The 25,513-nt window shown below is 75.3% G+C and carries 24 protein-coding genes and 2 pseudogenes; 15 read left to right on the forward strand and 11 right to left on the reverse strand.

What is annotated here, in order from left to right; all coding sequences use genetic code 11:
• The first annotated feature begins 43 nt into the window (after nucleotides 1–43).
• From AC3ERT_RS20565 to AC3ERT_RS20575, 3 genes and pseudogenes are all read left to right on the forward strand, one after another.
• Nucleotides 44–517 (forward strand): MarR family winged helix-turn-helix transcriptional regulator, encoded by a 474-nt coding sequence (locus AC3ERT_RS20565; protein WP_435175896.1) that lies wholly within the window; start codon nucleotides 44–46, stop codon nucleotides 515–517.
• A pseudogene (locus AC3ERT_RS20570) lies at nucleotides 514–669 on the forward strand (NUDIX domain-containing protein); the annotation flags it as partial. The gene AC3ERT_RS20565 and the pseudogene AC3ERT_RS20570, both read left to right, overlap by 4 nt.
• 15 nt (nucleotides 670–684) lie before the next feature.
• Nucleotides 685–887 (forward strand): annotated as a pseudogene (locus AC3ERT_RS20575) (IS5-like element IS4811 family transposase); the annotation flags it as partial.
• Here the strand turns inward: AC3ERT_RS20575 and AC3ERT_RS20580 are convergent.
• From AC3ERT_RS20580 to AC3ERT_RS20590, 3 genes are all read right to left on the reverse strand, one after another.
• A complete protein-coding gene (locus AC3ERT_RS20580) occupies nucleotides 874–1,434 on the reverse strand; it encodes a hypothetical protein (protein ID WP_435175898.1) in 561 nt (186 codons plus the stop codon). The pseudogene AC3ERT_RS20575 and the gene AC3ERT_RS20580 sit on opposite strands and share 14 nt — an antisense overlap.
• A 110-nt stretch (nucleotides 1,435–1,544) precedes the next feature.
• Entirely contained in the window at nucleotides 1,545–2,582 is a 1,038-nt protein-coding gene (locus tag AC3ERT_RS20585) for a hypothetical protein (protein WP_435175900.1), read from the reverse strand.
• Between the two features lie 118 nt (nucleotides 2,583–2,700).
• Entirely contained in the window at nucleotides 2,701–3,924 is a 1,224-nt protein-coding gene (locus AC3ERT_RS20590; RefSeq protein ID WP_335980027.1) for an ROK family protein, read from the reverse strand.
• 17 nt (nucleotides 3,925–3,941) lie between these two features.
• Between AC3ERT_RS20590 and AC3ERT_RS20595 the strand changes: the two genes are divergently transcribed.
• Both AC3ERT_RS20595 and AC3ERT_RS20600 read left to right on the forward strand, forming a co-directional pair.
• Nucleotides 3,942–5,399, forward strand: a complete 1,458-nt coding sequence (locus AC3ERT_RS20595) for an MFS transporter (protein ID WP_435175902.1) — start codon at nucleotides 3,942–3,944, stop codon at nucleotides 5,397–5,399.
• A gap of 81 nt (nucleotides 5,400–5,480) precedes the next feature.
• The gene (locus tag AC3ERT_RS20600; RefSeq protein WP_435134536.1) at nucleotides 5,481–6,257 is read left to right on the forward strand and encodes a maleylpyruvate isomerase family mycothiol-dependent enzyme; all 777 of its coding nucleotides are present in this window, start codon (nucleotides 5,481–5,483) and stop codon (nucleotides 6,255–6,257) included.
• A 45-nt stretch (nucleotides 6,258–6,302) separates the two neighbouring features.
• On the opposite strand, the gene AC3ERT_RS20605 is transcribed toward AC3ERT_RS20600, so the two are convergent.
• A complete protein-coding gene (locus tag AC3ERT_RS20605) occupies nucleotides 6,303–6,692 on the reverse strand; it encodes a MarR family winged helix-turn-helix transcriptional regulator (RefSeq protein ID WP_335980023.1) in 390 nt (129 codons plus the stop codon).
• Between the two features lie 85 nt (nucleotides 6,693–6,777).
• Here AC3ERT_RS20605 and AC3ERT_RS20610 point away from each other — a divergent pair, with 85 nt between their 5' ends.
• Both AC3ERT_RS20610 and AC3ERT_RS20615 read left to right on the forward strand, forming a co-directional pair.
• Nucleotides 6,778–8,292, forward strand: a complete 1,515-nt coding sequence (locus tag AC3ERT_RS20610; RefSeq protein WP_435134532.1) for an MFS transporter — start codon at nucleotides 6,778–6,780, stop codon at nucleotides 8,290–8,292.
• A gap of 234 nt (nucleotides 8,293–8,526) precedes the next feature.
• A complete protein-coding gene (locus tag AC3ERT_RS20615) occupies nucleotides 8,527–8,997 on the forward strand; it encodes a DUF6332 family protein (RefSeq protein ID WP_435175904.1) in 471 nt (156 codons plus the stop codon).
• A gap of 32 nt (nucleotides 8,998–9,029) precedes the next feature.
• Here the strand turns inward: AC3ERT_RS20615 and AC3ERT_RS20620 are convergent, their stop codons facing one another.
• Nucleotides 9,030–10,343, reverse strand: coding sequence for a geranylgeranyl reductase family protein (locus AC3ERT_RS20620; RefSeq protein WP_335980015.1), 1,314 nt, complete (start codon nucleotides 10,341–10,343; stop codon nucleotides 9,030–9,032).
• Nucleotides 10,344–10,486: 143 nt separating this feature from the next.
• On the opposite strand from AC3ERT_RS20620, the gene AC3ERT_RS20625 reads away from it, so the two are divergent.
• Nucleotides 10,487–11,899 carry a dipeptidase gene (locus AC3ERT_RS20625; RefSeq protein WP_435134527.1) on the forward strand — a complete coding sequence of 471 codons (1,413 nt, stop codon included), beginning with the start codon at nucleotides 10,487–10,489 and terminating at the stop codon, nucleotides 11,897–11,899.
• A gap of 74 nt (nucleotides 11,900–11,973) precedes the next feature.
• On the opposite strand, the gene AC3ERT_RS20630 is transcribed toward AC3ERT_RS20625, so the two are convergent.
• The 4 genes from AC3ERT_RS20630 to AC3ERT_RS20645 form a co-directional block, all read right to left on the reverse strand.
• A complete protein-coding gene (locus AC3ERT_RS20630) occupies nucleotides 11,974–13,008 on the reverse strand; it encodes an NUDIX hydrolase (protein WP_335980012.1) in 1,035 nt (344 codons plus the stop codon).
• 158 nt (nucleotides 13,009–13,166) lie between these two features.
• On the reverse strand, nucleotides 13,167–14,078 hold the full coding sequence (locus AC3ERT_RS20635; protein WP_435175906.1) for a DUF2797 domain-containing protein: 912 nt from the start codon (nucleotides 14,076–14,078) through the stop codon (nucleotides 13,167–13,169).
• Nucleotides 14,079–14,286: 208 nt separating this feature from the next.
• On the reverse strand, nucleotides 14,287–14,796 hold the full coding sequence (locus AC3ERT_RS20640) for an ATP-binding protein (RefSeq protein WP_335980139.1): 510 nt from the start codon (nucleotides 14,794–14,796) through the stop codon (nucleotides 14,287–14,289).
• A gap of 234 nt (nucleotides 14,797–15,030) precedes the next feature.
• Nucleotides 15,031–15,957 carry a LysR family transcriptional regulator gene (locus AC3ERT_RS20645; RefSeq protein WP_435175908.1) on the reverse strand — a complete coding sequence of 309 codons (927 nt, stop codon included), beginning with the start codon at nucleotides 15,955–15,957 and terminating at the stop codon, nucleotides 15,031–15,033.
• Between the two features lie 189 nt (nucleotides 15,958–16,146).
• Between AC3ERT_RS20645 and AC3ERT_RS20650 the strand changes: the two genes are divergently transcribed.
• The 7 genes from AC3ERT_RS20650 (at nucleotide 16,147) to AC3ERT_RS20680 (ending at nucleotide 22,004) form a co-directional block, all read left to right on the forward strand.
• A complete protein-coding gene (locus AC3ERT_RS20650; RefSeq protein WP_335980006.1) occupies nucleotides 16,147–16,839 on the forward strand; it encodes a type 1 glutamine amidotransferase domain-containing protein in 693 nt (230 codons plus the stop codon).
• Nucleotides 16,840–16,940: 101 nt separating this feature from the next.
• Nucleotides 16,941–17,456 carry an SRPBCC family protein gene (locus AC3ERT_RS20655; protein WP_435175910.1) on the forward strand — a complete coding sequence of 172 codons (516 nt, stop codon included), beginning with the start codon at nucleotides 16,941–16,943 and terminating at the stop codon, nucleotides 17,454–17,456.
• Between the two features lie 79 nt (nucleotides 17,457–17,535).
• A complete protein-coding gene (locus AC3ERT_RS20660; protein WP_435175912.1) occupies nucleotides 17,536–18,408 on the forward strand; it encodes an alpha/beta fold hydrolase in 873 nt (290 codons plus the stop codon).
• Between the two features lie 87 nt (nucleotides 18,409–18,495).
• The gene (locus AC3ERT_RS20665) at nucleotides 18,496–19,254 is read left to right on the forward strand and encodes a molybdopterin-dependent oxidoreductase (protein ID WP_335980001.1); all 759 of its coding nucleotides are present in this window, start codon (nucleotides 18,496–18,498) and stop codon (nucleotides 19,252–19,254) included.
• Nucleotides 19,235–19,909 carry a cytochrome b/b6 domain-containing protein gene (locus AC3ERT_RS20670; RefSeq protein WP_435175914.1) on the forward strand — a complete coding sequence of 225 codons (675 nt, stop codon included), beginning with the start codon at nucleotides 19,235–19,237 and terminating at the stop codon, nucleotides 19,907–19,909. The genes AC3ERT_RS20665 and AC3ERT_RS20670 overlap by 20 nt, the downstream gene beginning before the upstream one ends.
• 131 nt (nucleotides 19,910–20,040) lie before the next feature.
• On the forward strand, nucleotides 20,041–21,450 hold the full coding sequence (locus tag AC3ERT_RS20675) for a hypothetical protein (protein ID WP_435175916.1): 1,410 nt from the start codon (nucleotides 20,041–20,043) through the stop codon (nucleotides 21,448–21,450).
• A 167-nt stretch (nucleotides 21,451–21,617) separates the two neighbouring features.
• A complete protein-coding gene (locus AC3ERT_RS20680; RefSeq protein ID WP_335979995.1) occupies nucleotides 21,618–22,004 on the forward strand; it encodes a hypothetical protein in 387 nt (128 codons plus the stop codon).
• Nucleotides 22,005–22,118: 114 nt separating this feature from the next.
• Here the strand turns inward: AC3ERT_RS20680 and AC3ERT_RS20685 are convergent, their stop codons facing one another.
• Complete coding sequence (locus tag AC3ERT_RS20685) at nucleotides 22,119–22,955, reverse strand: DeoR/GlpR family DNA-binding transcription regulator (RefSeq protein WP_335979994.1); 837 nt, start codon at nucleotides 22,953–22,955, stop codon at nucleotides 22,119–22,121.
• 79 nt (nucleotides 22,956–23,034) lie between these two features.
• A complete protein-coding gene (locus AC3ERT_RS20690) occupies nucleotides 23,035–25,491 on the reverse strand; it encodes a right-handed parallel beta-helix repeat-containing protein (RefSeq protein ID WP_435175919.1) in 2,457 nt (818 codons plus the stop codon).
• Nucleotides 25,492–25,513: the final 22 nt, after the last annotated feature.

Below are 25,513 nucleotides of genomic sequence, written 5' to 3' on the forward strand. Positions count from 1 at the left end.
GAGGCATGTGACGTGGGTTGCCTGGGCAAGTACGATGGGGTTCATGGACACGCCGTCACCCTGGCTCGACGACGAACAGCAGGCCCTGTGGCAGGCGCTGCTGACAGTCGTGATCGCCCTCCCCGCGACCCTCGACCGCCAGTTGCAGCGAGACGCGGGTGTCTCCAACTTCGAGTACGGGGTGCTGGCCCGGCTGTCCATGGCGGATGGGGACACGATGCGGCTCAGTGAGCTGGCGCGGGACTGCGACAGCACCCAGCCGCGCCTGTCGAAGGTCATGGACCGCTTCGAGGCGCGCGACTGGGTCACCCGCCGCCCCGACCACGGCGACGGCCGGTACACCCTCGCCACCCTCACCGACGCCGGCCGGCAGAAACTCGCCGAGAGCGCGCCGGAACACGTCGCCCAGGTCAAACGGCTCGTGTTCGACCCACTCACCGCCGCTCAGCGGCGCCACCTCACCACCGCGCTCACCCGCATCGCCGCCACGCTGCGCCAGGAACTCGACAGGGGGTGAGCGCCGCCTCGGACGGAAACCTCTCACCAGGCGCGAACCTCCTCCTCCCCTGGGCGGAACCGTGTTGCGGGCGGCGCCCGGCGGCGGGGATCGAGGCGGGGGAGACCCCGCGGGCCGCGCTGCGCCGGGAGCTGCGGGAGGAGGCCGGGCTCGTGGTGGGGGACGATCCGAAGAACGTCCCCGGATGCGTCGTCCTGCCCCGCCGCTGGGCCGTGGAGCGCTCCCACGCCTGGATCAGCACGCCCGCAGACACGCCCGCGGCTATGAACGCCTCATCCAGCACTCCGAATCACTGATCACCTGGGCCGCCATCACTCACATGCCCCGTGGGAGCGTTGATGCCCCGCCGAACGCAGCTAGCGTCGGGTGGCAGTACGTCTGCCTGGCCGGCGCTGCCGTCCAAGGAGAGCTGTCTGCTCGGACTTGAGGCGTGCGAAGTTCTCGCGGGCGTAGGCGCGTATCGCGGTTGCCGGGAACGCGCGTGGCGGGTGCTCGATGGTCAGGTCCCCGCATTCCCATTTCGCGGCGGACAGTTCGTGCCAGGCTGCGTGCGCGTAGACCTCCAAAAGGAGGGGGGACATTTCGGCTTCGTCCATCAGGTCCGCTTTGGCGTTGACGAGGTCGCGGATGGCGCGGTGAGTGGGCAGGAAGACGGTGTTGATCCACAGCCGCCATTCGACCTGCTCGTCCTGGTGGGACAGCGGCTCGCGTCCTTCGGGGCGGGGGTGCTTCTCGCTGAAGGCTTGATACAGACGGCTGTTGACCTCAACCAATGCGAGAAGCGGCCCGTAGAACTCGGAGAGCTGGCGGTTCACCCGCGCCAGCCGTTCCTGCCGCTGCGTCAACCGCAGGCTGTTGAAGTAGGTGACGAGGTACCCGGCGAAACCTGCCGTGATGGTGACAACTACTGCGCCCATGGATGGCAACGCTAACGTCTGGCAGACGCCTGGGGACATGGCGTTGCAAGGCGTTCGGCGGCTCACCGGGCGGTCGGTGAACGGGCCTCCCCGCAGCGGGAGTTCGCCGACTACCCGTGGATGCCGGGGTTGGCGGCCATGACGTCCTCGGCGGTCCCCCACAGGCGGGGCAGGAAGCGCAGGGTCCGCTGGGCGCCGGCCAGGAGGTCCGCGGTGGAGGTGATGCCGAGGTCGGCGACGGCCGCGCGGAAGGCGGGGGACAGGGCGCGGTGCAGGCCGGGGGCGTCCGCCGCCAGGATCGTGTGGCAGCGGGCGAACGTCGCGATGATCCAGAAGACGGCTTCGCGGTGGTCGCCGCGGTCGATGAGGTCCCGGCTGCCGTCGATGGCGATCGGGCGGGCGGCCGCGGTGATGTCGCTGCTGAAGAAGAACGGGGTGCGGGCCGCGGCGGCGGTGGCGTCGAACGTCTCGGCGAGCGCGGCCAGATGGTGCCGGACGCGGTCGGCGGTCAGCTGCCGGCAGCCGAGGAGGTCCAGCAACTCGGGGTAGCGGCCCGGGAGTCCGTGGTCGGCGAGGGCCACGCGTGCGGCGGGGTAGCGCAGCCGCACCGTCGGGTTGCGCAGCGCGGCGGCCAGCAGGACGTGGGTGGTCACGCCGGTGGGGAAGAGCCAGGACGTCACCTGCTGGTGGAAGGGCGCGGCGGGGTCGAGGGCCGCGAGGCCGGTCTCGATCCGCCGGCGGGCGTCCTCGCACCTGCGGCGGACCCAGGGCAGCGCGGCGAACCGCGCCGCGATGTCGGCGTGCAGGGCGCGCAGGTGCCCGGTGGGGTCGTCGATGACGGAGTCGGTGCGGAAGCTGCCCGCCAGGTGGTAGGACCCGAGGACGCCGTCGGCGGTGGCGAGCAGCGACCAGGGCAGGTAGCTGACTTCCAGGAGGACACCGCGGTGGCGGAGTTTGCCCGGCTTGGCCGGCGGGGCGTCCGCGGCGGTGACGACCACCACGTCGACGTCGGAGGACGGTGCCAGCTCGGCGCCGTCCGGCAGCCCGACCGTCGAGCCGCTGAAGTACGCCCCGCGGAAGCCCGCGTCCGGCCGGGCGTACCGCTCGACCCACGCGGCCGCGGCGGACCGCCCCCTGCCCACGTTCACGTCGTCCCCTCCTCCCGCGCCCCCGCCCGGGGCCGCACCACAGTACGGGCTCAGGCCGCTCCGACGAAGCGGCCGGAGCCCGCGTCACCCCGCGCGTCACCCTGCCGGGCCAGGGCGGTCAGGAGCTGAGCGCGCCCAGCGGGTCGTCCAGCACCGGCTGCCACGCCAGTTCCGCGGCGCCGACCAGCCCGTTGTGCTTGAGCTCGCACGCCAGCAGGGGCACGCTCCCGCTGCGCCCCCACAGGCTGCGGTCGGCGACCACGGCCCGCAGCCGGTCGGGGTCGGCGTCGAGCAGGTGGCCGTGGAGGCCGCCGAGCAGGATGCGGTCGGGGTTGAGCACGTTGACCAGCCCGGCCAGGCCCGTGCCGAGGCGGTCGATCAGGGTGTGCGCGGCGCCGCGTACGGCCGGGTCGTCGTACTCCGCGCGCAGCAGGTCGCGGCTCTGCTCCAGCAGCGAGACCTCCGGGCCGGCCGGGCGCCCGGCGGCCTCGAGGAAGGCGAGCGGGTCGGCCTCGACGTCGAGGCAGCCGCGCGAGCCGCAGTGGCAGGGGCGGCCGTCCGGCCGGACGGTCAGGTGGCCGACCTCCAGGGCGAGCCCGGAGCTGCCGGTGTGCAGGCGGCCGTCGAGCACCAGGGCGCCGCCGACCCCGCGGTGGCCGGAGGCGACCACCAGGAGGTGCTGGGCGCCGCGCCCGGCGCCGTGGCGGTGCTCGGCGAGCGCCGACACGTTGACGTCGTTGCCCACGAAGCAGGGCACCGGGCGGCCGGTGGGGCCGGTGATGCCGGCCTTGGCGACCTGCTCGGTGAACACGCGCCGCACGGGCGCGCCCGCCGGCCACGCCAGGTGCAGCGGGTTGAGCGCAGTGCCCTCGGGCTCGGCGACCGCGGACGGCACGGCGAGCCCCGCGCCCACGCACACCCGCCCGTGGGCGCGCAGCAGTTCCGCGCCGGCGGCGACGACCTCGCCGAGGACGTGCGCCGGGTCGGCCGGCACGGTCATGGAGCCGGGCGCGGTGGCCACGGTCCCGCCGCCGAGGCCGACCAGCGCGGCGCGGAACCCGTCGGCGTGCACCTGCGCGGCGAGCACGACCGGCCCCTCGGGGGCCACCTCCAGCCGGTGGGAGGGGCGGCCCTGGGCGCCGGAGGGCCCGGTCGGCCGGGTGTCGACCCGGATCAGGCCGAGTGCTTCGAGTTCGGCCGCGACGGCGCCTGCGGTGGCCCTGGTCACGCCCAGTTCGGCGGTGAGCAGGGCGCGGGTCGGGGCGCGGCCGGTGTGCACCAGGCCGAGCGCCGGACCGAGCGCGCCTCGGCCGCGCTCAAGCCTTGTCCGAATCTGTGTCACCAATCTATTCTCACTTTGTGCCGACGCTGAACAAAATAGGGACAGCGCTGTCCCGATCCCACCACACATTCGCCGCCGATCCGGGCCTGCGGGCCCTGCGCGTCGCGGTCACCGTCTTCTTCGCGGTCGACGGTTTCCTCTTCGCCGGGTGGGTGGTGCGCATCCCCGCGATCAAGGCCCAGGTCGGCGCCTCGGCGGGGCAGTTGGGGCTGGCCCTGCTGGGGGTGTCGGTCGGTGCCATCGCCACGATGGTGCTCACCGGGCGGCTGTGCCGCGTGTTCGGCAACGAGCGGGTGACCGTCGCGACCGCGGCCCTGCTGGCGGTGAGCGTGGCCCTGCCGCCGCGCACCCACTCCGCCCTCGCCCTCGGACTGGTGCTGCTGCTGTTCGGCGCGTCCTACGGCGGCCTCAACGTCGCGATGAACAGCGTCGCGGTGGACCTGGTCGCCGCGCTGCGCCGCCCGGTGATGTCCAGCTTCCACGCCGCCTACAGCCTCGGCGGGCTGCTCGGCGCGGGCATCGGCGGCCTGCTGGCCTCGCACCTGTCGCCCGCCACCCATCTGATGCTGCTCACGCCGATCGGCTTGTTGACGGTCCTGTTCGCGGGGCGGGTGATGCTGGCGCACCGGATCGGCCACGCACGCGTGACGGCGCCCGCCGCCCGGGCCGAGGCCGCGCCCCGTCCGGAGGCGGCCGGGTCTGCCGGGACCGTCGGGACCGGCAACAGCGGTACAGCGTACGGCGATACGGCGCACGGCGGAACGGTCCGCGCCGATCCGGTCCCCGGCGGGTCCGCCGGCGGCGGGCGGCGCACGACGGCGCCAGGGGCCGTACCGGAGGCCGTACAGCGAGCCGTGGCCGAGGTCGCGGCGGAGGACCCACCGGCGCGGGCCGGTGCGCGCGGTGCGGCGGCCGGGCACCGGACCGCCCTGCTGGTCGCCGTGTTCGGCCTGATCGCGGCGTGCTCGGCGTACGGCGAAGGGGCGCTCGCCGAGTGGGGCGCCCTGCACATCCAGCAGGACCTGCACAACGGGCCCGGCGTCGCGGCCGCCGGCTACGCCTGCGTCACCTCGGCGATGACCCTCGGGCGGCTGTCGGGCACCGTGCTGCTCACCCGCCTCGGGCAGAGCCGCGCGCTGGTGCTCGGCGGCCTGACCGCCTGCGGCGGCATGCTGGTGGGCGCGCTCGCGCCGGTCACGGCGCTGGTGATGGTGGGCTTCGCGCTCACCGGGCTCGGTCTGGCGAACCTCTTCCCGACCGCCATCGCGCGCGCCGGGGCGCTGACGGGCGCCGGCGGGGTGGCCGCCGCCTCCACCCTCGGCTACGGCGGGATGCTGCTCGGCCCGCCCTCGATCGGCTTCCTGACCGACGCCGTCGGCCTGCCGACCGCGCTGACCACGGTCTCCGCGCTCGCCGCCGTCGCCGCGGTGATCGCCTGGTCGGTCCGGCACACCTCGCCGCCGCAGGCGGCCTGACCTACGGAAAGCGGGTCCTCGAAGGGCTCCCCCACGGCGGCGCGCGGTTGACGGGCGGCGCTGGAGCCGCACAATTCCCTTGTGGAGAACACCGAGTTCGTCGAGACGCTGCGCCGTGAGGGACCGCTGCTGGCCGGGGCGGCGCGGCGCGCGGGCCTGGACGCGCCCGTGCCCGCCTGCCCGGGCTGGCAGGTGCGCGACCTGCTGCGGCACACCGGGGCGGTGCACCGCTGGGCGGCCGGGTTCGTCGCCGAGGGGCGGACCGAGCCGGTCGGGATGGACGAGGAGGCGGCGCCGAGCGGCAAGGGCGCCGACGGCAGCGGGGACGACGGCGGCGAACTCGCCGACTGGTATCTGCGCGCGCACGCGCGGCTGGTGGAGGTGCTGGCCGCAGCCCCGGCGGACGTGGCGTGCTGGACCTTCCTGCCCGCACCCTCGCCGCTGGAGTTCTGGGTGCGCCGCCAGGCCCACGAGACGGCCGTCCACCGGGTCGACGCCGAGTCCGCCGCCGGCCTCGCCCCGGCGCCGATCGACCCTGCCTTCGCCGTGGACGGTGTGGCCGAGATGCTGCTCCGCTTCGAGCTCAAGGGCCGCAAGCGGGCGCGCAGTCCGCAGCCCCGCACCCTGCGGGTCCGTGCGGACGACGTGGCGGGGGACCCCGGCTGGACGCTGCACTTCACCCAGGAACCGCCCCGCGCCGAGCGCGGCGGCCCGGACGGCCCAGCCGACTGCGAAGTGAGCGCGCCCGCCGCCGAGTTGTACCTCGCCCTGTGGAACCGCCTCCCGCACGACCGCCTCGTCCTGCGCGGCGACCGGTCCGTCATGGACCTGTGGCACGCCTCGGGCGCCGCGTCCTGAGCCGCGCCTTGAGGAGCTGAAGCAGGACGGGCCCGGCGGGACGGCTCAGGACTTGACGAGCATCCGCTCCAGGACGGCGCGGTGGTGGGGGCGGGCCTGCTCGTAGCGCCTGCGGCCGGCCGCGGTGATGGCGACCTTCACCCCGCGCCGGTCCTCGCTGCAGGTGCCGCGGTCGACCAGGCCCTCCTTCTCCAGGCGGGCCACCAGCCGGGACAGCGCGCTCTGGCTGAGGTGGACGCGGTCGGACAGCTCCTGCACGCGGAAGGAGCAGCCGTCCTCCGCGTCGCCGGCCAGTACGTCCAGCACCTCGAAGTCGCTGGCGCCGAGTCCGTACTGATGCAGCTCGCGGTCGATCTCACAAGCCGTACGGGCGTGAACAGCGAGGATGTCCCGCCATTCCTGCACGAGCGCGCGCTCACCCTTGTCGCCGGTCATGGCGCCACGGTAGCAGAAAACGGACGATTATGCACGAGCAATTAATGCACTTGCATTGGATGCGTCTGCATGTACTCTTCTCGGCATGACCTCTCCGTCATTGCCGTCCCCTACCGTCCCCCGCCACGACGAGCGATGGAGCGCCCTGCAATGGGGCACCCTCCTCGTGCTGTGCGCCGCGCTCTTCCTCGACGCCCTCGATGTCTCGATGGTCGGCGTCGCGCTGCCCTCGATCGGCAGCGACCTCCACCTGTCCACGTCCTCGCTGCAATGGGTCGTCAGCGGCTACATCCTCGGCTACGGCGGCCTGCTGCTCCTCGGCGGCCGGGCGGCCGACCTGCTCGGGCGGCGCCGCGTCTTCCTGATCGCGCTCGCGGTCTTCGCCGTCGCCTCGCTGCTCGGCGGCCTCGTCGACTCCGGCGACCTGCTGATCGCCACCCGCTTCGTCAAGGGCCTCAGCGCCGCGTTCACCGCGCCCGCGGGCCTGTCCATCATCACCACGAGCTTCGCCGAGGGCCCGGTCCGCAACAAGGCGCTGACCATCTACTCCAGCTGCGGCGCCACCGGCTTCTCGATGGGCCTGGTGCTCTCCGGCTTCCTCACCGAGGCCGGCTGGCGCTGGACGATGCTGCTGCCCGCGCCCGTCGCCGTGGTGGCCCTGGTCGCCGGGCTCAAGCTGATCCCCAAGTCGCCGCGCGAGAAGGCCGGCGGGCGGGGCTTCGACCTCCCGGGCGCCGTCACCGGGGCCGGGGCCATGCTGCTCCTGGTGTTCACCGTGGTCTCCGCGTCGTCCGCCGGGTGGGCCTCCGCCCGCACCCTCGGTTCCTTCGCCGCGGTCGCCGCCCTGCTCGCCGCCTTCACCGCCATCGAGCAGCGCTCGTCCCACCCGCTGGTCCGGCTCGGGGTGCTCCGCGACTCCCGGCAGGTGCGCGCCAACCTCGGCGCCGCCACCTTCTTCGGGTCCTACGTCGCCTTCCAGTTCCTGGTCACGCAGTACCTCCAGAACATCCTCGGCTACAGCGCCATGCAGACCGCGCTGGCGTTCCTGCCCGCGGGCTCGCTGGTGGCGATCCTGTCCACCCGGATGGGGCCGGTCGTCGACCGCTTCGGCACCCCGCGGGTGATCGCGGCCGGCTTCACCTCGCTGGTCGTCGGCTACGTCCTGTTCCTGCGGCTGAGCCTGCACCCCAGCTACGCGGCCGTCATCCTGCCGTCGATGCTGCTGCTGGGCGCCGCCTTCGCCACCGCCTTCCCGGCGCTGAACATCCAGGCGACCAACGGGGTGCGCGACGAGGAGCAGGGCATGGTCTCCGGGCTGCTGAACACCTCCTTCCAGGTCGGCGGCGCGATCTTCCTCGCCGTGGTCACCGCGGTGGTCACCTCCGGCGCGAGCGGCCACGCCGCCAGCCCGCAGGAGACCCTCGACAGCTACCGGACCGGCCTGTGGGTCGTCACCGGCGTCGGCTTCGCCGGGCTGCTGCTGACCCTGAGCGGGCTGCGCCGGCGCCGTCCCAGCTACGGCATCCTCGTGGCCTCCTCCGAGACCGAGGCGGCCCGCGCCGCCGAGGACGACGGCAGCCGGGTGACCGTACGCGACTGACCCGCAAGACCGTACGCGACCGAACCACCGGAGCGTCCCCACGGACGTCCCGGCACGACCGGCCGGCCCCGCGCGAGGAGGGAACGCGCGGGGCCGGCCCGTTGTTGTCACCGGCGGCCGACCGCCGGGCGCAGCACGCGCCCTTCGGGGGAACGCGGCCGGACCGTACGCCGTCTACCGCCGTGCCGGCGCCATGGCGAGGGGCGGGCGGCGCGAGCGCAGGGGGAGGCGGACATGAGGAACACCGGGAACAGGGGCGGCAGCGGCGGGCACGGGCTGACCGGGCGCCGGACCCAGGCCGAGCGCGAGGCCGCCGCGGTCGAGGCGATGTACGCCCTGGCCACCGCCGCGGTGCTCGGCGCGGCCGGGTTCGTGGTGGCGGCCGCGCCGGTGCTGGCGGGCGCGGTGCACGGCCCGGTCCGCGACACGTGGCTCGGCGCCGCGGCGGTCCTGGCGGCCGGGCTGTTCTTCGGCCGGGTCGTGCTCACCCTGCACCGCTTCGAACGCCGCACCCGGCAGCAGCTCCGGGCCGCGCCGCCCGCACCGGCGCTCCTCCCGCGCGGCTACGGCGGCGGCCCCGGCGACACGGCCGCCCCTGACACGGCCGCGCCGCTCGTACCGCTGGTCACCCCGCACCGGCCGCGGCGGGTGGTGCGGCAGGCCGCCCGCAGCGGCGGCGAGCGGCGGGCCGACCGGCCCGGCTGAGCACCCGCCGGCCCGGCCCCCCGCGCGTCCGGTCAGGTGCGGTCGACGGCGTCCAGCGCGCGGCGGGCGAGGGAGTGCGTACGCACCAGCTCGGCCAGCGACCGCTTGCCGCGGGTTATCCCGGCGAACGCCCGCCAGGCCGGCGGGAAGGTGGTGAGCGCCGCGTGCAGCAGCCCGGGGCGCCGCTCGAACAGCGCCAGCATCCGCCGCCCCACGCCCATCTCGACGCCCAGCCCCGCCTTGACCGCGAAGGCGTAGTTGAGTGCCTGGCGGCGCGCGTCCACCGCGTCATGGGCCTCGGCGATCCGCACCGCCCACTCGCCGGCCAGCCGGCCGGAGCGCAGCGCGTACGAGATGCCCTCGCGGGTCCAGGGCTCCAGCAGCCCCGCCGCGTCGCCGCAGACCAGCACCCGGCCGCGGGAGAGCGGCGAGTCGTCGGCGCGGCAGCGGGTCAGGTGCCCGGAGGAGACGCTCGGCTCGAACCCGGCAAGGCCCAGCCGGGCCACGAAGTCGTCGAGGTAGCGCTTGGTGGCACCGCCGTCGCCGCGCGCGGAGATCACGCCCACGGTCAGCGAGTCGCCCTTGGGGAAGACCCAGCCGTAACTGCCCGGCAGCGGGCCCCAGTCGATGTGCACCCGGCCGGCCCAGTCCTCCGCGACCGACGCGGGCACCGGGATCTCCGACTCCAGGCCCAGGTCGACCTGGTCGAGCTTCACCCCGACGTGTGCTCCTATCCGGCTGGCACTGCCGTCGGCGCCGACCACCGCGCGGGCGTAGACGGTCTGCTCCTCGCCGCGCCCGGCCCCCGCGCTGCCGGTCACCACCACCGCGACCGTACGGCGGTCGGGCACGCCCGGGCCGTGCTGCTCCACCCGGGAGACGGTCACCCCGGTGCGCACCTCGGCGCCGGCCTCGCGCGCCGCGTCCACCAGCCCGGCGTCGAACTCCGGCCGGTTGATCAGGCCGAAGAGCATCTGGCGCGAGCGCTTGGTGCGGGTCAGCCGGCCGTTGAGGCTGAAGGTCACCGCGTGCACTCGGTCGCGCAGCGGGAGTTCGAAGCCCGGTGGCAGCGAGTCCCGGGACGGCCCGATGATGCCGCCGCCGCACGTCTTGTAGCGCGGCAGCTCGGCCTTCTCCAGCAGCAGGACCCGCCGGCCGGTCACCGCCGCCGCGTGGGCCGCCGAGGCGCCCGCCGGTCCCGCGCCGACCACCACGACGTCCCAGACCGGCTCGGTCCCGTCGTTCTCCGCACTGCTGCCCTGGGCCGGCTGCTCACCGCTCACGTCGTTTTCGCTCCCGCTCGCCACGCTCGGCTGTCCTCGCTGTTCAGCGCTGTCCGCAAGCATCCTATTGCGCCCGTGGCCTAGGGCTCGCTGTGGCACCATCGGCAGCGGCCCGCCGGCCCCGGCGGGGGCACCGGTCTGCCGGTGCCTGTCACGCTTTGCCGGTGTTCGTCCGGCCGTGCCGCCCGTCCCTACCAGGAGCGTTCATGTCGTCAGATCCGAAGTCCGAGGCCCCGCAGCCGTCCGAGCCGCAGGCTGAGCCGTCCGGCCCGCTGGCCGGCACCGTCGCGTCGCTGATGCCCCGTGCCAGGACCGAACTGGCCGAGCTGGTGTCCTTCGCGTCGGTGGCCGACGAGCGGCAGTACCCGCGCAGCGAGTTGCGGAAGGCGGCGGACTGGATCGCGGCGGCGCTGACCGCGGACGGCTTCGAGGACGTCGCCCTGCTCGACACGCCGGACGGCACCCAGTCGGTCTACGGCCTGCTGCCCGGCCCGGCCGGCGCGCCCACGGTGCTGCTGTACGCGCACTACGACGTGCAGCCGCCGCTGGACGAGGCGCAGTGGCTGTCCCCGCCGTTCGAGCTGACCGAGCGGGACGGCCGCTGGTACGGGCGCGGCGCGGCCGACTGCAAGGGCGGCCTGCTGATGCACCTGACCGCGCTGCGGGCGCTTCGCGCGCACGGCGGTGTACCGGTCAACGTCAAGGTGATCGTGGAGGGTTCGGAGGAGCAGGGCACCGGCGGCCTGGAGCGCTACGCCGAGGAGCACCCCGAACTGCTCACCGCGGACGCCATCGTCATCGGCGACACCGGCAACTTCCGGGTCGGCCTGCCCACGGTCACGGCCTCGCTGCGCGGCATGGCGATGGCCGAGGTGCGGGTGTCCACCCTCGCGGGCAACCTGCACTCCGGGCAGTTCGGCGGCGCCGCCCCCGACGCGCTGGCCGCGCTCATCCAGATGCTCGCCTCGCTGCGCGACGCCTCCGGCGCGACCACCGTGGACGGCCTGGACAACACCGGCGAGTGGACCGGACTGGCCTACGAGGAGGCCGACTTCCGCAAGGACGCCAAGGTGCTCGACGGGGTCGGCCTCGTCGGCGGCGGCGCCATCGCCGACCGCCTGTGGGCCCGGCCGGCCGTGACCGTCCTCGGCATCGACGCCCCGCCCGTGGTCGGCGCCACCCCGTCCGTCCAGGCGGAGGCCGGCGCCCTGGTCAGCGTCCGGGTGCCGCCCGGCACCGACGCCGCCGAGGCCGCGGAGGCGCTGGAGAACCACCTGCGCGCGGCCGCGCCGTGGGGCGCGAAGGTGCGGGTGGAGCGGCGCGGCAGCGGCCAGCCCTTCGCCGCCGACACCGCCAGCCCCGCGTACGCCTCGATGTCCGCGGCCATGCGGGAGGCGTACGGCCAGGAGATGGCGATCGCCGGCCAGGGCGGTTCGATCCCGCTGTGCAACACCCTCGCCACCCTCTACCCGTCCGCCGAGATCCTCCTCATCGGCCTCAGCGAGCCGGACGCGCAGATCCACGCGGTCAACGAGAGCGTCTCGCCGCAGGAACTGGAGCGCCTGGCCCTGACCGAGGCGCTCTTCCTGCGCCGCTACGCCGCCGCCCGGGCGAACTGACCCGTCCGCGCTCCCGCGGCGCGCCCGGCACCCGGGGAACGGGGCCGGGCGCGGCGCGGCCGGTCAGCGGGCGGTCAGCGGGCGGGCTGGCCGGCGGCGAGGTTGAGGGCGCGGCCCTGCTCGCGGGCGCGCAGCGCCCAGCGCAGCCGGTCCAGCCGGATCGGGGGGAGCAGTCCGGCGGCCTCGTCCTCGGTGACGAAGCGCCAGCCGCGCAGTTCGGTGTCGGGCAGCAGCAGCCGGCCGATGTCGGAGGAGGGCATCCGGCCGCCGTCGAAGAGCAGGCGCAGCCCGCCGTGGCCCGGCGGCTGGGGCGGTTCCCAGTCCACGACGAGCAGTTCGAGGCCGCCGGTCAGCTCGATGCCCAGTTCCTCGGCGACCTCGCGGTGCCCGGCCCGGACCGGCGACTCGCCGCGCTCGACGATGCCGCCGGGGAACTCCCAGCCGGGCTTGTAGGTCGGGTCGACCAGCAGCACGCGGTCGGCGTCGTCGAAGAGCAGGACACCCGCGGCCACCGTCTCCGCGCGCGGCTCGGGCGTCTGCACGATGCCGCACACGCCCTCGCCGCGGCCGACCGCCTCGGCGACGGCCACCGCGGTCTGCCGCGGGTCGAGCCCCGCGGTGTCGACGACGTACGCGTCGCCGGTCAGCCAGGGCAGCGCCGCGGTGTAGTCGGCGATACGGTCCAGTGCCCAGCGGCGGGCGGCGTCGTCGGCGCCCGGCTCGCCGGGGTGTTCGGCCCGGGCGGTGATCCGGGCGCGCAGGATCGTTTCTCCCGGGTCGAGCAGGATGTGCCGCACCTCGATGCCGCGGGCCGCGAGCGCGCCGAATATCTCGTCGCGGTGCTCCTGGCGCAGCAGCGTCATCGGTGCGACGAGCACCCCGCCGACCTCGGCGAGCAGCGAGGCCGCGGTCTCCACCACCAACCGCCGCCAGATCGCCAGGTCCTGGTAGTCGGTGGCCTCCTGGAGCCGCTTCTCCGGCAGCAGTCGGCGCAGGCACTCGCCGAGCACCTCGGGCTCGTACAGGGTGCTCTCCGGTACCAGGTCCAGCATTTCCCGCGCCGCGCCGGACTTGCCGGCGCCGAACGCCCCGTTCACCCAGATGATCACGGTGCCCCCTTCTCCGTAGACCCCTACGAATTGCCCGGAACTTCGGGCCCGGCAAACGCGCCCGGTCACGTGGTGAGACCCGCCCGGTCCACCGCGCGCCCGCGCAGGGCCGGCGCACGGTGTCCGGCGCGCAGTCGGAAGCGCGGTCGGAAGCGCGGTCAGAACAGCGCCTCCGGCAGCGGGGGAGGGGAGCGCAGCGGCGCGGTCGGGGCCGGGGCGGACGCCGCCGGGTCCTGGCCGGCGGCAGGACGGCGCAGTGGCCAGCCCGCCGCCAGCCGCGCGTCGAAGAGCAGCGGGCCGCCGGGCGTGTCCAGGTACACGTCGTGCCCGGCGACCGCGCGGACCGTGCCGGCCAGGGCGTGCCCGGGCAGCAGCGCGGTGACCTCGGCGGCCGGGGGAGGGGGCGGCGGGTCGGCGGCGAGCCCGAACAGCCCGGCGTGGTCCACGCAGCGCGGCTCCGCGAGGGCGAGCGCGTCCGGCAGCCGGTCGCGCAGGGCCGTGACCCGCGCGTGCAGCCGCGCCACCTCCGCGGCGCGGTCCGCCGGGCCCGGCAGCCGGTGCCGGGCCGCCCGTTTGGCCGGGTCCGCGATCCGGTCCGGCACGCCGAGGGCGGCGCCCAGCACCGATTCGGTGCGGCGTGCCGCCATCAGGGGGCCCTCGCCGAGGAAGGCGAAGCACACCGCGGCCTGCTCCAGCAGCCGCAGCCGCCCGCGGGCCGCCGCGGTGATGCCGACCTTGAGCAGGCCGGGCCCGAAGTACGCCAGGTACACGCGGTACGGCCGCGGGTCGTCCGGCACGGTGTCCGCGGCCACCGACGACCTGCGGTCCAGCGCACCGCACTCCTCGCACTGGTCGCGCCGCGCGGCCGGCGGCAGTTCGGCGCCCCGCGGGCAGGGGACGGCGCGGTCCGCGCGCCACACGCCCGCGCAGCGCCGGACCGCGGCGGCGTCCAGCGCCAACCGCAACTCGGCGCCGAGCGGCAGCGGGCTCGCACGCCGGCCGTACGAGGGGTGCCACCACGTCCAGCGGGCGCCCTCCTCCCGCCAGCCCATGCCTGTGCTCCGCCACATGCCTCCACGGTAGGGCGAGGGTGTGACAACGCCGCCGGCCCGCCGGACGACAACGCCGCCCGCCCGCCCGCCGGACCGGCCGCCTCCTCCCTGCTCACGGGAGGCGGCGGCCGGTCCGGCGCTCATCTCTGCGGTGCACGCCCGCGGCCTGCGGCGGGTCGGGGTCGGGCCGCTCGGGCCGGTCGTGTCCGGCGGGCCCGGCGGGCGGTCAGGCGACCGAGGCGACGGCGAGTTCCGGGGCCGCGGTCGCCGCGGTCTCCTCCAGCGGGACCGTGACGGACCGCAGCGGGACGAGCTTCGGCTGCTGGGTGGGCGTGCGCAGCACGAACCACACCACCTTGCCGCTCTCGTCGGGCAGCAGGTCGGTGCCCCAGCTGTCGCACATCGCCTCGACCATCGCCAGCCCGCGGCCGGTGGTGGCGGTCGGCTCCATCGGCTGGAGGTGCGGCAGCCGGGTGTCGTGGTCGGTGACGGCCACGGTGAGGCGGCCGGGCACCAGGGTGAGCTGCACCGCGCACTGCTTGTCCGGACGCGCGTGCCGGTGCACGTTCGCCAGCAGTTCGCTGATGCCGGTGGAGGCCGCGTCGACGAGCGACTCCACCCGCCAGTAACGCAGTTGGGCCGACACGATGCGGCGGATCTGCTGGATGCGGTACGGATGCGCCTCGAGTTCGAGTGCGCACTCATGGCGTACCGGGTCGGTCTGGTCGGATTGCATGATCACGGCTGCGACTCCCTCCGCGGTGGGGCCGGCGCCCTGCGGGGCCGGGATGCACCGCTCCGATGGGAACACTTGAGCGGGAATGCGTAGAGTGACTGCGGCAGTACTCCGTGATGCGTAATCAGGTTCACCCGTTGTGGGGGCGGGCGCAACTCGGAGTCTTACGGCGCCTTTACCGCCCGCCCGTCCGGAGCGCCCCCGCACCCGCGGCCCGCCGGCGCGGCCCCGGCGCTACCAGGCGGCCGCGGCCTGCCGCAGCCGGTCCTGGACGCGGCGCACGTCGGGATGGGTGTCGGCGCCCGGCCGCCGGACGAGGAAGAGGGTGTTCAGCGGCGGCTCCGCTGGGTCGTGCAGGAGCGCCAACCGGCCCGTGTCCAGGTACTCCTGGCACAAGGAGCGCGGCAGCACGCTGTATCCGGCGCCCGCGTTCACCGCCGACAGCACCGCGTACAGGTTCGGCACGGTGACCGCCGGGCGGGTGCCGAGCGGCCGGCCGAAGACGGTGCGCCAGTAGCGCCGCACGATCGGCAGGTCCTCGGCGTACGCCACCAGCGGGACCTCGCGCAGCGCCGCGCACAGGCCGTCCCCGCCGGTGCGCGGCGGCAGGCGCCCGGCCCAGGCGGGGGCGGCGACCAGGACGTACTCCTCGTCGGCGAGCGGCACCGACTCCAGGGCCCGGCCGCGCGGGCGCCGGGTGGCGATCACCAGGTCGTGCCGGCCCGAGCGCATCTCCTCCAGCAGCGGTTCCGGCAGCCCCTGGGCGACCCGGAGCCGTACGCCGTCGGCCGTCAGCGGGGCCAGCGCGGGCAGCACGCGTACGCACAGCAGCTCCGACGGCCCGGCCAGCCGGACCGGCGCGGCCACGGCGCCGGTCTCCGCCAGCGCGGCCAGGGCGTCCAGCGGTCCGGCCGCCTGCCCGGCCAGCTCGTGCGCGTACGGCGTGGGCTGCGCGCCGCGCGGCAGGCGGGTGAACAGCTCGCGGCCGGTCTGCTGCTCCAGGGCGCGGATCTGCGCGGTCACCGTGGGCTGGGAGAGCCCGAGGCGCGGCGCGGCCGCCGTGAAGGAGCCGGTCCGGTACACCGCCAGGAACGTCCGCAGCAGGTTCAGGTCCGCGTGTGGCGGCAGCTGCTTGCCGTCGGCCGGTATCGGGTGTCCCATGGCCGCCACCGTAACAATCGGCGGCATCGGAGTTCCGATGGCGGACATCGGCGGACCGATTGGTTGCCGGATGGCGTTTCGGCCTACGGTCGAAGAGGCAGCCCGTCGGCCCCGGCGCCGACGCGGGCGGCGGCCGCCCCGGCCACGGCGGCGGCAGCAGACGGCACATCGAGGACACGGGAGAGACACGTGGCGAAGATTCTGTTCGTGATGACCGGAGCCGACCGGTGGACGCTGGCCGACGGCACCGCCCACCCCACCGGCTACTGGGCCGAGGAGGCGGCGGTCCCGTACGAGATGTTCCGGGCCGCCGGCCACGAGATCGCCGTCGCCACCCCGGGCGGCGTGGTCCCGCCGGTGGACGGCGCGAGCCTGGCGCCCGCCGTCAACGGCGGCGCGGACAACGCCCGCCGGGTGCGGGACATCCTGGACGGCGCCCCGGAGTTCGCGGCGCCGATCGCCCTGGCCGACGCGGATCTGGAGGGCGTCGACGCGGTCTACGTCCCCGGCGGCCACGGCCCCATGGAGGACCTGGCGGTCGACGCGGACTCCGGGCGGCTGCTGACCCGGGCCCTGGAGCGCGGCCTGCCGGTGGGCGTGGTCTGCCACGGCCCGGCCGCGCTGCTCGCCGCCGTACGGCCGGACGGCACCAACGCCTACGCCGGCCACCGGATCACGGCCTTCACCAACGCCGAGGAACGCCAGGGCGGACTGGCCGACCAGGCCAGGTGGCTGCTGGAGGACCGGCTCAACGCGGCGGGGGTGGAGGTCTCGGTCGGCGAGCCGTGGGCCCCGCACGTCGAGGTCGACCGCAATGTCGTCACCGGCCAGAACCCGGCCTCCTCCGGCCCGCTCGCGGCCGAACTCCTCAAGAAGCTCTGACCGCGCCGCGCCGCGCCGAGAACCGCTGAGCCAGCCGCGCTGACCGAGCCGCCGCCGGCCGAGAACCGCTGACCCACCGCACGACCGCGAAGGACCCCGTCATGACCACGCAGAACGCGATCAACTGGCCCGAGAAGTACCTGCCCGGCACCGGCGACAACTTCGTCTCCAACGAAGTCGTCGTCAGGGGCGTGACCGCCGCGCAGGTGTGGCGCCTGCTCACGGACACCTCCACCTGGGAGTCGTACTACGACAACGTCGCCGACATCTCCTTCCCCGGCGGCGGCGGCCCGGTGCTCGCGGACGGCCGGGACTTCCGCTTCGGCACCTTCGGCTTCCCGCCGCTGGCCGCCCGGGTCGTGGAGTTCGCCGCCCCCGCGGCGGGCACGCCCGGCCGGCTGTCCTGGACCGCCCGGCAGGACGGCGGCCCCGACGAGCGGCTCGACGTGCTGCACGCGTGGCTGGTGGAGGACCTCGACGGCGGGCGGGTCCGCGTCCTGACGCAGGAATCCCAGATCGGCCGGCCCGCCGCGGAACTGGCCGGGCAGGTGCCGAACCCGATGCTCAACGGCCACCAGGCGTGGCTCGACGGACTTCTCCGCGCCGCCGCACGGTGACAGCCCGCCGCACCGGGGCGTACCTTGCCCGGCACGGGGCCGACCGGGGCGCCGCCGGACGGGCAGGGGGAAGCGCCAGGTGGGCACGGTAGCCGTGGGCGGGGTCACCATCGGGTACGACGACAGCGCCGGGGAGGGAGACGCGCCCGGCGGCGGCAGCACCGGGCCGGTGCCGCTGCTGCTCGTCCACGGGCACCCCTTCGACCGCACGATGTGGGCCCCGCAGGCCGCCGCGTTCGGCGCCGCGCGCCGGGTGGTCGTCCCCGACCTGCGCGGCTACGGCGCGAGCACCGTACAGCCCGGCCGCACCGGACTCGACGTGTTCGCGGGCGACCTCGCCGCGCTGCTCGACGCGCTCGGCATCCCGCGGGCCGTGCTGTGCGGGCTGTCCATGGGCGGCCAGGTGGTGCTGGAGTTCCAGCGGCGGTTCGCCGGGCGCGTGGCCGGGCTGGTGCTCGCCGACACCTTCGCGCAGGCCGAGACCGAGGCCGGCCGCAAGGAGCGGTACGACCGGGCCGCGGTGCTGGAACGCGACGGCATGGCGGCCTACGCGCACGGCGTGCTGGACTCGATGGTCGGCCCCGCGACCGTACGCGACCGCCCCGAGGTGGCCGCGCACGTGCTGCGGATGATGCTCGGCGCGCCACCGCTGGGCGCCGCGGCCGCTCTGCGCGGCCGGGCCGAACGCCCCGACTACACCCCGACGCTGGCCCGGATCGCGGTGCCCACGCTGGTGGCCGTCGGGCGCGACGACGTCTTCACACCCGTCTCCGACGCGCGGTTCCTGCACGAACACATCGCCGGCTCGCGGCTGGTGGTCGTCGAGGGCGCCGGGCACCTGCCCAACCTGGAGCAGCCCGCCGCCTTCGACGCCGCGCTGGCCGAACTGCTCGCGGCCGTCGACGCGGCAGCCGACGCGGCAGTCGACGGGGCCGGGCCGGGCGGGAGTTGACGGGCCGCGGCCCGCCGCCGGTGTGAGGAAGGACGGAATCGGCCGCCGCCACTGGCTTTCGGCACCTGCGCGTGCTCGAATCGTTGCATGGACAACCAGACGGCCGGGCCCGCGGCGGACGCCGCGCCCGGCCCCGAGGACGGCCGCGGCACGCCGGTCGGGCGGCGGGTGGTGCTGGGCATGCTCGGCCTCGGCGCCGCGGGCGTCGCGGTCGGCGGCGCCGTGCAGGGCCGGCTCGACTCGATCCTCGCCTCGGTCAGCGCGAAGGACCCGACCGGGGTGACCGGACTGCTGCCCGGCGGTGGCGGTTTCCGGTTCTACTCCGTCTCCGACTCCATCCCGCACCGCGGCGAGAGCGACTACCGGCTGACCGTCGGCGGCCTGGTGGACCACCCCGCCTCCTACGCGCTCGCCGACCTGCGCGCGCTGCCCCAGGTGCGGCTGGTGCGCGACGTGCAGTGCGTCACCGGCTGGCGGGTGCCGAAGACCGCGTTCTCCGGGGTGCGGCTGTCCACCCTGCTCGACGCCGCGGGCGTGAAGTCCCCCGGCGCCGCGGTGCACTTCACCTGCTTCGACGGCGTCTACACCGAGAGCCTCACCCTCGCCCAGGCCCGCCGCAGCGACATGCTGGTGGCCCTGACCATGAACGACAAGCCGGTCACCGCCGCCCACGGCGGCCCGGTGCGCCTCTACGCGGCCCCGATGTACTTCTACAAGTCCGCGAAGTGGCTGTCCGGCATCACCGTCACCGAGCACGTGCAACGCGGCTACTGGGAGCAGTACGGATATGACGTCGACGGATGGGTCGGAAAGTCCAACGGCCGCCATGACGCGCCGACGTCGTGACCGCCCGGCCCCGCCGGGCACGGTACGGCGCTTCACCCGCGCCGAGACCTGGGTGCACCGCACCCTGAACACCCTCATGGCGGTCTGCGTGGCCAGCGCCGCCTGCCTGTACTTTCCGCCGCTCGCCGAGATCGTCGGCCGCCGCCGGCTGGTGGTCACCGTCCACGAGTGGTCCGGCATCCTGCTGCCGGTGCCGCTCCTGCTCGGCCTCGCCTCGCGCGCCTACCGCGCCGACACCCGGCGGCTGGGCCGGTTCTTCCCGCACGACCGGGCCTGGCTGCGCACCGCCCTGCGCGAGCGGCGCCGCGACCGGCTGCACGCGGGCAAGTTCAACGCCGGCCAGAAGCTCTACGCGGCCTTCGCCGTCGGCGCGGTCCTGGTCATGCTGGGCACCGGGCTGCTCATGTGGTTCCCGCGGCTGAGCCCGCTGGTGTGGCGCACCGGCGCCACCTTCGTGCACGACTGGCTCGCGCTGCTGGTGGCCGCCGTCATCACCGGGCACGTCTGGTTCGCCGCCGCCGACCCCGAGGCGCGCCGCGGCCTGCGCACCGGCCGGGTGGAGCGGGCCTGGGCCCGCCGCGAGCACGCCCTGTGGCGCGCACAGCCGCCCGCCCCGGGCGAGGGCGCGCAGGACCGGGCCGAGGACGCCCGCTGACGGTGCTCCCGCCGCACCGCGCGCCCCCAACTGCCCTGGTTCCGCCGCCCGTTCCGTTCCGTTACAGCCAGGACACCGTACGGCCGCCGGACAGCCACCGGGGTTTCGCCGCCCGCACCTAGCGTCACCGCATGACCACGTCGCAGTTGACGAGCCGAGGGGCCGCCGGGCCGGCCGAGCCCGAGGCGCGGTCGACACCGCCCGCCGCCCCGCCCGAGCCCTACCGTGCCCGCCGCCGGCTGCGGCTGCGGCTGACCGGCCCGGGCCTGCTCGGCGCCCGCGCGGCGCTGGCCGTCCTGCTGCTCGCCGCCCTGTGCGCCACCGCCGTGATCGGCGCGGTCACCGTCCGCGGCGACACCTCGCGACTGCGCACGACGGTGTCCGAACGCGCCGCCGTCGCTGCCCAGTTGAGGTTCGCGCTGGCCGACCTCGACGCCCAGCACGCCGACACCCTCGCGCCCGGCATGTCCGCCGACGGCAGCGGCGCCTACGTCGGCAACCAACTCGAAGCGCTCATCACCGCCCAACAGCGGCGCACGGAAGTCAGCGACGCGCTACGGCAGTTGAGCGGCGACAGCGCCCACAGCGACCAGGTGGGCGCACTCCTCGACGGACTGAGCCGCTACGACGACCTCAGCGGCCGCGCCGCCTTCGTCGACGAGCAGTCGCCCGACCGCCTGGCCGGCCACCCGCCCGCCGTCACCGTGGCCATGAACGCCCAAGCCGGCGCCGTCATGACGCAGACCCTGCTGCCGACGGCCGACAAGCTCGCGGCGGACTACCGGCAGCAGGCCGGCCGCGCCGCCGCGAAAGTGCACACCGACACCCGCCGCTGGATCGCCGTGGTCGGCGCGCTCGGCGCCGCCGCCCTGCTCTTCCTGCTGTGGTGGCAGCGCGAACTGGCCCGCGCCTACCGGCGGTTGCTCAGCCCGCCGCTGGTCGCCGCGACCGCCGCGGTGCTCGCGGTGTGCCTGGCCGGCACCGTCGCCCTCAGCTCCGGCGCGGGCGCCGCGGGCACCGCCGACAGCCAGGGGCTGCGGCCCTGGTCCCGGCTGGCCGAGGCGGGGGCGGTGGCCGCGCAGGCGGCCGCGGCCGAGAGCCGCTGGTTCGTGCAGGGCGACGACCTCGGCCGCAGCGACGCGGCCCGCTACACCGCCCTCACCAAGCGCCTCGACACCCTGCTGGCCCCCGACGGCTACGCCACCGCCGCCGAGCGCCCCGCCTACGAGGACGTCCTCACCCGCTACCGCCGCTTCCGCGCCGACGACACCGCGCTGCGCCGCCTGAAGGACGCCGGGCGGACCGACGAGGCGGCGGTGCTGCTGACCACCGTCGGCCGCGGCGACATCGCCTTCGACTTCTGGGACTTCGCGACCACCCTGGACCAGCTCGCCGCCCGCCGCCTCGACGACTTCGCCCACCACGCCGGCGACGCCCGCGGCGCCCTCGGCGGGTGGCCGGCCGTGCCGGCGGGCGCGCTCGGCGCCGCCGCGGCGCTGGTACTGCTGGCGGTCCGGCCGCGGCTGGCCGAGTACCGCTGAGCGACGGCCCCGGGCCCGCCCGGCACCCCGGTTTTCCGGGCCGCTGCCGGAGCCCGCGCCACCGGGCGCCGCACGAACGTATATTGGATCGAAGCCGTACCGCCTGGGGGAGGCGTGCAGCCCGGCACCTCACCCCGGCCGTCCTGGACGAGATGAGAGCCCGCCCGATGACCACAGACTCCGCGCCCACCCCGGAAGGGGAGTCGTCCATCCCGGACGAGGTGTGGGAACAGTTCCTCTCCGACAACGAGCGGGACATCCGCGCGTCCGCGCCCAAGGAGCCGTCCGCGCGCGCCCGGATCGTCGCGCGCCGGCTGCGGGAGCAGCAGGAGCAGGCCGCCGCGCAGGGCGGCCGGCGGCGCCGCGGCCGGCGCAGGACCGCGGCCGCACCGGCCGACACCTCCTGGCGGACCGGCCGCACCGACGAGGGCGACCGGCGGACGCTGCGCCGCGGCCGGCTGCGCGGGGTGGCCGCTGTGCTGCTGCTCGTGGTGGTCCTGCTGGTGGTGCTCTCCCCGAGCCACGCGTGGTCGCTGGTCACCGGCAACGGCTGAACCGGCAACGGCTGGACCGGCAACGGCTGGACCGGCAACGGCTGAACCGGCAGCGGCTGAACCCGCTGCGGCCGCGGCCGGTCCGGCGGCCATCCGGCCCGCGCGCCGCCGCGGTCAGTCGGCGGCGGGCGGGGCGGGCTCGCCGGCCACGATCAGGTCCGGCAGGTGCTCGGCGATCTCCTCGCGCAGCACCTCGGGGATGCCCGCGTCGGTGACCAGGGTGTCCACGTCCTCCAGGGCGGCGAAGGAACTCAGGCCCACCGTGCCCCACTTGGTGTGGTCGGCGATCACCACCACGCGCCGCGCGGAGCGGACGAACTGGCGGTTGGTCTCGGCCTCCGCGAGGTTCGGCGTGGACAGCCCCGCCTCCACCGAGATGCCGTGCACGCCCAGGAAGAGCAGGTCGAAGTGGAGCGACTGGATCGCCCGGTCCGCGACCGGCCCGACCAGCGTCTCGGACAGCGTCCGCATCCCGCCGGTGATCACCACGGTCGCCGCACCGGCGCCGTGGGCGCCGCCGGCCGTGCGCTGCCCGGACTGGAAGACGTCCGCGACCCGCACGGAGTTGGTCACCACCGTCAGGTCCGGCACGTCCAGGAGCTGCTGGGCCAGTGCGTAGGCGGTGGTGCCGCCGGCCAGCGCGATCGCGGCGCCCGGCGGCACCAGGGTGGCGGCCGTCCGCGCGATCGCCTCCTTCGCGCCCAGCTCCAACCCGGACTTCGCCTCGAACCCCGGTTCGTGGCTGCTCGGCTCCACCACCGGCACCGCGCCGCCGTGCACCTTCTCCACCACGCCTTGGCGGGCCAGCGCGTCCAGGTCGCGGCGGACCGTCATGTCGGAGACGTTCAGCCGGCGGGTCAGCTCGTTGACCCGCACACCGCCGCGCCGCCGGACCTCGTCCAGGATCAGGGCCCGGCGCTGCTCCGCGAGCAGGTTCTGGTTGTCGCTCACCCGTGACCTCGTCCCGTCCGTGAGGTTGTCCTATGGGCCGACCGCTTATCTTAGGCCGACTCCACCGCCGGGTCAGCCGTCACGTCAGGTTGGGGAGATCTTCGGGGTACAGCAGCTGGAGTTCGTCGTGGGTGGGATCGTCGACGTGCGCCATACGGACCGCGTGCCGCTCGATCATGCCCTCGAAGGTCTGGCGCGCGGTACGGCCGTTGCCGAAGGCGGGACCCTTGGGGATCGCGCTGAAGTACTTCAGCAGCGCCTCGGCGGCGTCATCGCCGAGCCGGTACTGGTGCTCGGTCGCCTGCGCCTCCACGATCTGCAGCAACTCCTGCGCGGTGTAGTCGCCGAAGGTGATCGTGCGGGAGAAGCGGGACGCCACACCCGGGTTGGAGGCGAGGAACCGCTCCATCTCGGCGGTGTAGCCGGCCACGATCACCACGACCGCCTCGCGGTGGTCCTCCATGAGCTTCACCAGCGTGTCGATCGCCTCGCGCCCGAAGTCACGGCCGGCGTCCTCCGGTGCGAGCGCGTACGCCTCGTCGATGAAGAGCACCCCGCCGCGCGCCCGGTCGAACGCCTCCTGGGTGCGGATCGCGGTCGAGCCGATGTGCTCGCCGACCAGGTCGACCCGGGCGACCTCGACCAGGTGCCCGCGCTCCAGGACGCCGAGCGACGCCAGGATCTCCCCGTACAGCCGCGCCACCGTGGTCTTGCCGGTGCCGGGGGAGCCGGTGAAGACCAGGTGGCGGCGCGGTGAGGGCGCCTTGAGCCCGGCCTGCTCCCGGCGCCGCCCGACCGAGATCAGGTCGATCAGGGTGCGCACCTCGCGCTTGACGCTGTCCAGGCCGACCAGCGCGTCGAGGTCGCCGAGCACCACGTCGCTCTCCCGCGTGGCCACCCGCACCGGCGCGTCCTGCGGCGGCACCTCGGCCGGCCGCTGCGCCGGGACGCCGCCCAGCAGGCCGTACGACTGCGTGCCGGTGCTCAGCGCCCGAGCCGGCGGCGTACCGTCCGCGGCGGACCCGCCGGCGGTGTGCGCCGCGGACGGTACGGGCGCGGGCAGGTCGTCGGTCGCGGCGCGGTCGCTGGTGCAGTCCTCGGTGACCGGGCCCGGCTCGGCGAACTCGTAGCCGCCGCGGGCGCACCGCTCGGTGCGGCAGCGGGTCAGGTGGGAGCGGCAGCCGTCGATGATGTGGAAGCCGAAGCCGCGGCTGCCGACCACCCGGCAGCCGGTGAAGGCGCCGCGCCCGCCGGCCGAGACGTACACCCCGGCCTCGGCGGGGTTGGTGACGGTGCAGCGCTCCAGCGCCGGGTCCGCGCCCTTGGTGACGATCACCCCGGTCGCGGTGTCGTCCACGGTCACCTGGGAGAGGGTGCCGCCGCTGCCGTGGTCGCGGAACCACGCGCCGGTGGCCGCCTCTTTGATCCGGCAGTCGTCCAGCTGCACGCTGGCGCCGTCGCTCACCGACACCGCGGTGTTGCGGATCTGCGTGAAGTCGCTGTCCACGACGTCCGCGCGCGAACCGCGGTCCAGCACGAACAGCGCGTCCGGCACGTCGTGCACCCGGCAGGAGTCCAGTATCGTCACCGCGCCGTCGCTCACCCACACCGCCGGGTAGTCGCCGGTGCTGTCGTGGATCTCGCACTGGTTGGCGTCCGCGCGGGTGCCCGGGTCCCAGACCGACAGGCCGTTGCGGCCGAAGCCGCGGATCGTGCTGCGGGTGAGGGTCAGCACCGAACGGGCCCGCAGGTCCACCGCGTTCTCGGGGATGTCGTGGATGACGCAGTCGGACATCGCCAGCACCGCGTCGGTGTCCAGGGTGATGCCGTCGCCGGTGGTGCGGTGCACCTGGCAGTCGGTGAACTGCCCGCTGCCCTGCGCCGACAACTGCACGCCGGTGCCCCGGACTTCGAAGACCTCGCAGCTCACCGCCTCCAGCGAGCTGCCCTCGCCGGTGACCGACAGGCCCGCGCCGGTGGCGTGGTGGACCCGGCAGCGCTCCAGCCGCGGGGTCGCGCCGCCACGCACCGCGAAGCCGTTCTGCCCGGCGGAGACCACCTCGCACTCCTCGAACAGGCCGCCCGCGCCCTCCAGCAGGCTCACCCCGACCCCGGCCGGGTTGTCCACGGTGCAGCGCCGTACCGTCGGCCGGGCGCCGTCGCGCACCTCCAGGCCGACCGCCGAGCGGGTGCTGATCCGCACCCCCGACAGCTCCGGGGCGCCCGCCTCGACCAGCAGCGCGGCCGACGTGACGTCCTGGCACTCGACCACCAGGTCCTGCACCAGCGCGGCCCCCCGCAGCGTGAGCGCCACCCCCGAGGTGGGGGCGAGCCGCACGGTGCCGGGCCCGTCCGCGCAGCGCAGCGTCACCGCGCGGTCCACCAGGAGGTTCTCCCGGTAGGTGCCGGCACCCACCGAGAGCACGTCGCCGTCGCCGGCCGCGTCCAGCGCGGCAGCAAGGGTCTCGTACTCACCTGTGCGGCGGCGCCACCGAGAACTGCTCGGATTGGTCACCTGCACCACGCCATGTGCCATCGGGCTGCTCAGCCCCCACCCT

The sequence above is a fragment of the Actinacidiphila sp. bgisy145 genome, from assembly GCF_057708125.1.

Coding starts and splice junctions, on each gene's coding strand:
- AC3ERT_RS20635 (WP_435175906.1), bottom strand. CDS start 14,078: ATGTGGCGGAGCACAGGCATGGGCTGGCGGGAGGAGGGCGCCCGCTGG.
- AC3ERT_RS20665 (WP_335980001.1), top strand. CDS start 18,496: ATGGACAACCAGACGGCCGGGCCCGCGGCGGACGCCGCGCCCGGCCCC.
- AC3ERT_RS20605 (WP_335980023.1), bottom strand. CDS start 6,692: ATGACCGGCGACAAGGGTGAGCGCGCGCTCGTGCAGGAATGGCGGGAC.
- AC3ERT_RS20690 (WP_435175919.1), bottom strand. CDS start 25,491: ATGGCACATGGCGTGGTGCAGGTGACCAATCCGAGCAGTTCTCGGTGG.
- AC3ERT_RS20620 (WP_335980015.1), bottom strand. CDS start 10,343: ATGCTTGCGGACAGCGCTGAACAGCGAGGACAGCCGAGCGTGGCGAGC.
- AC3ERT_RS20625 (WP_435134527.1), top strand. CDS start 10,487: ATGTCGTCAGATCCGAAGTCCGAGGCCCCGCAGCCGTCCGAGCCGCAG.
- AC3ERT_RS20580 (WP_435175898.1), bottom strand. CDS start 1,434: ATGGGCGCAGTAGTTGTCACCATCACGGCAGGTTTCGCCGGGTACCTC.
- AC3ERT_RS20645 (WP_435175908.1), bottom strand. CDS start 15,957: ATGGGACACCCGATACCGGCCGACGGCAAGCAGCTGCCGCCACACGCG.
- AC3ERT_RS20680 (WP_335979995.1), top strand. CDS start 21,618: ATGACCACAGACTCCGCGCCCACCCCGGAAGGGGAGTCGTCCATCCCG.
- AC3ERT_RS20615 (WP_435175904.1), top strand. CDS start 8,527: ATGAGGAACACCGGGAACAGGGGCGGCAGCGGCGGGCACGGGCTGACC.
- AC3ERT_RS20675 (WP_435175916.1), top strand. CDS start 20,041: ATGACCACGTCGCAGTTGACGAGCCGAGGGGCCGCCGGGCCGGCCGAG.
- AC3ERT_RS20610 (WP_435134532.1), top strand. CDS start 6,778: ATGACCTCTCCGTCATTGCCGTCCCCTACCGTCCCCCGCCACGACGAG.
- AC3ERT_RS20670 (WP_435175914.1), top strand. CDS start 19,235: ATGACGCGCCGACGTCGTGACCGCCCGGCCCCGCCGGGCACGGTACGG.
- AC3ERT_RS20655 (WP_435175910.1), top strand. CDS start 16,941: ATGACCACGCAGAACGCGATCAACTGGCCCGAGAAGTACCTGCCCGGC.
- AC3ERT_RS20565 (WP_435175896.1), top strand. CDS start 44: ATGGACACGCCGTCACCCTGGCTCGACGACGAACAGCAGGCCCTGTGG.
- AC3ERT_RS20640 (WP_335980139.1), bottom strand. CDS start 14,796: ATGCAATCCGACCAGACCGACCCGGTACGCCATGAGTGCGCACTCGAA.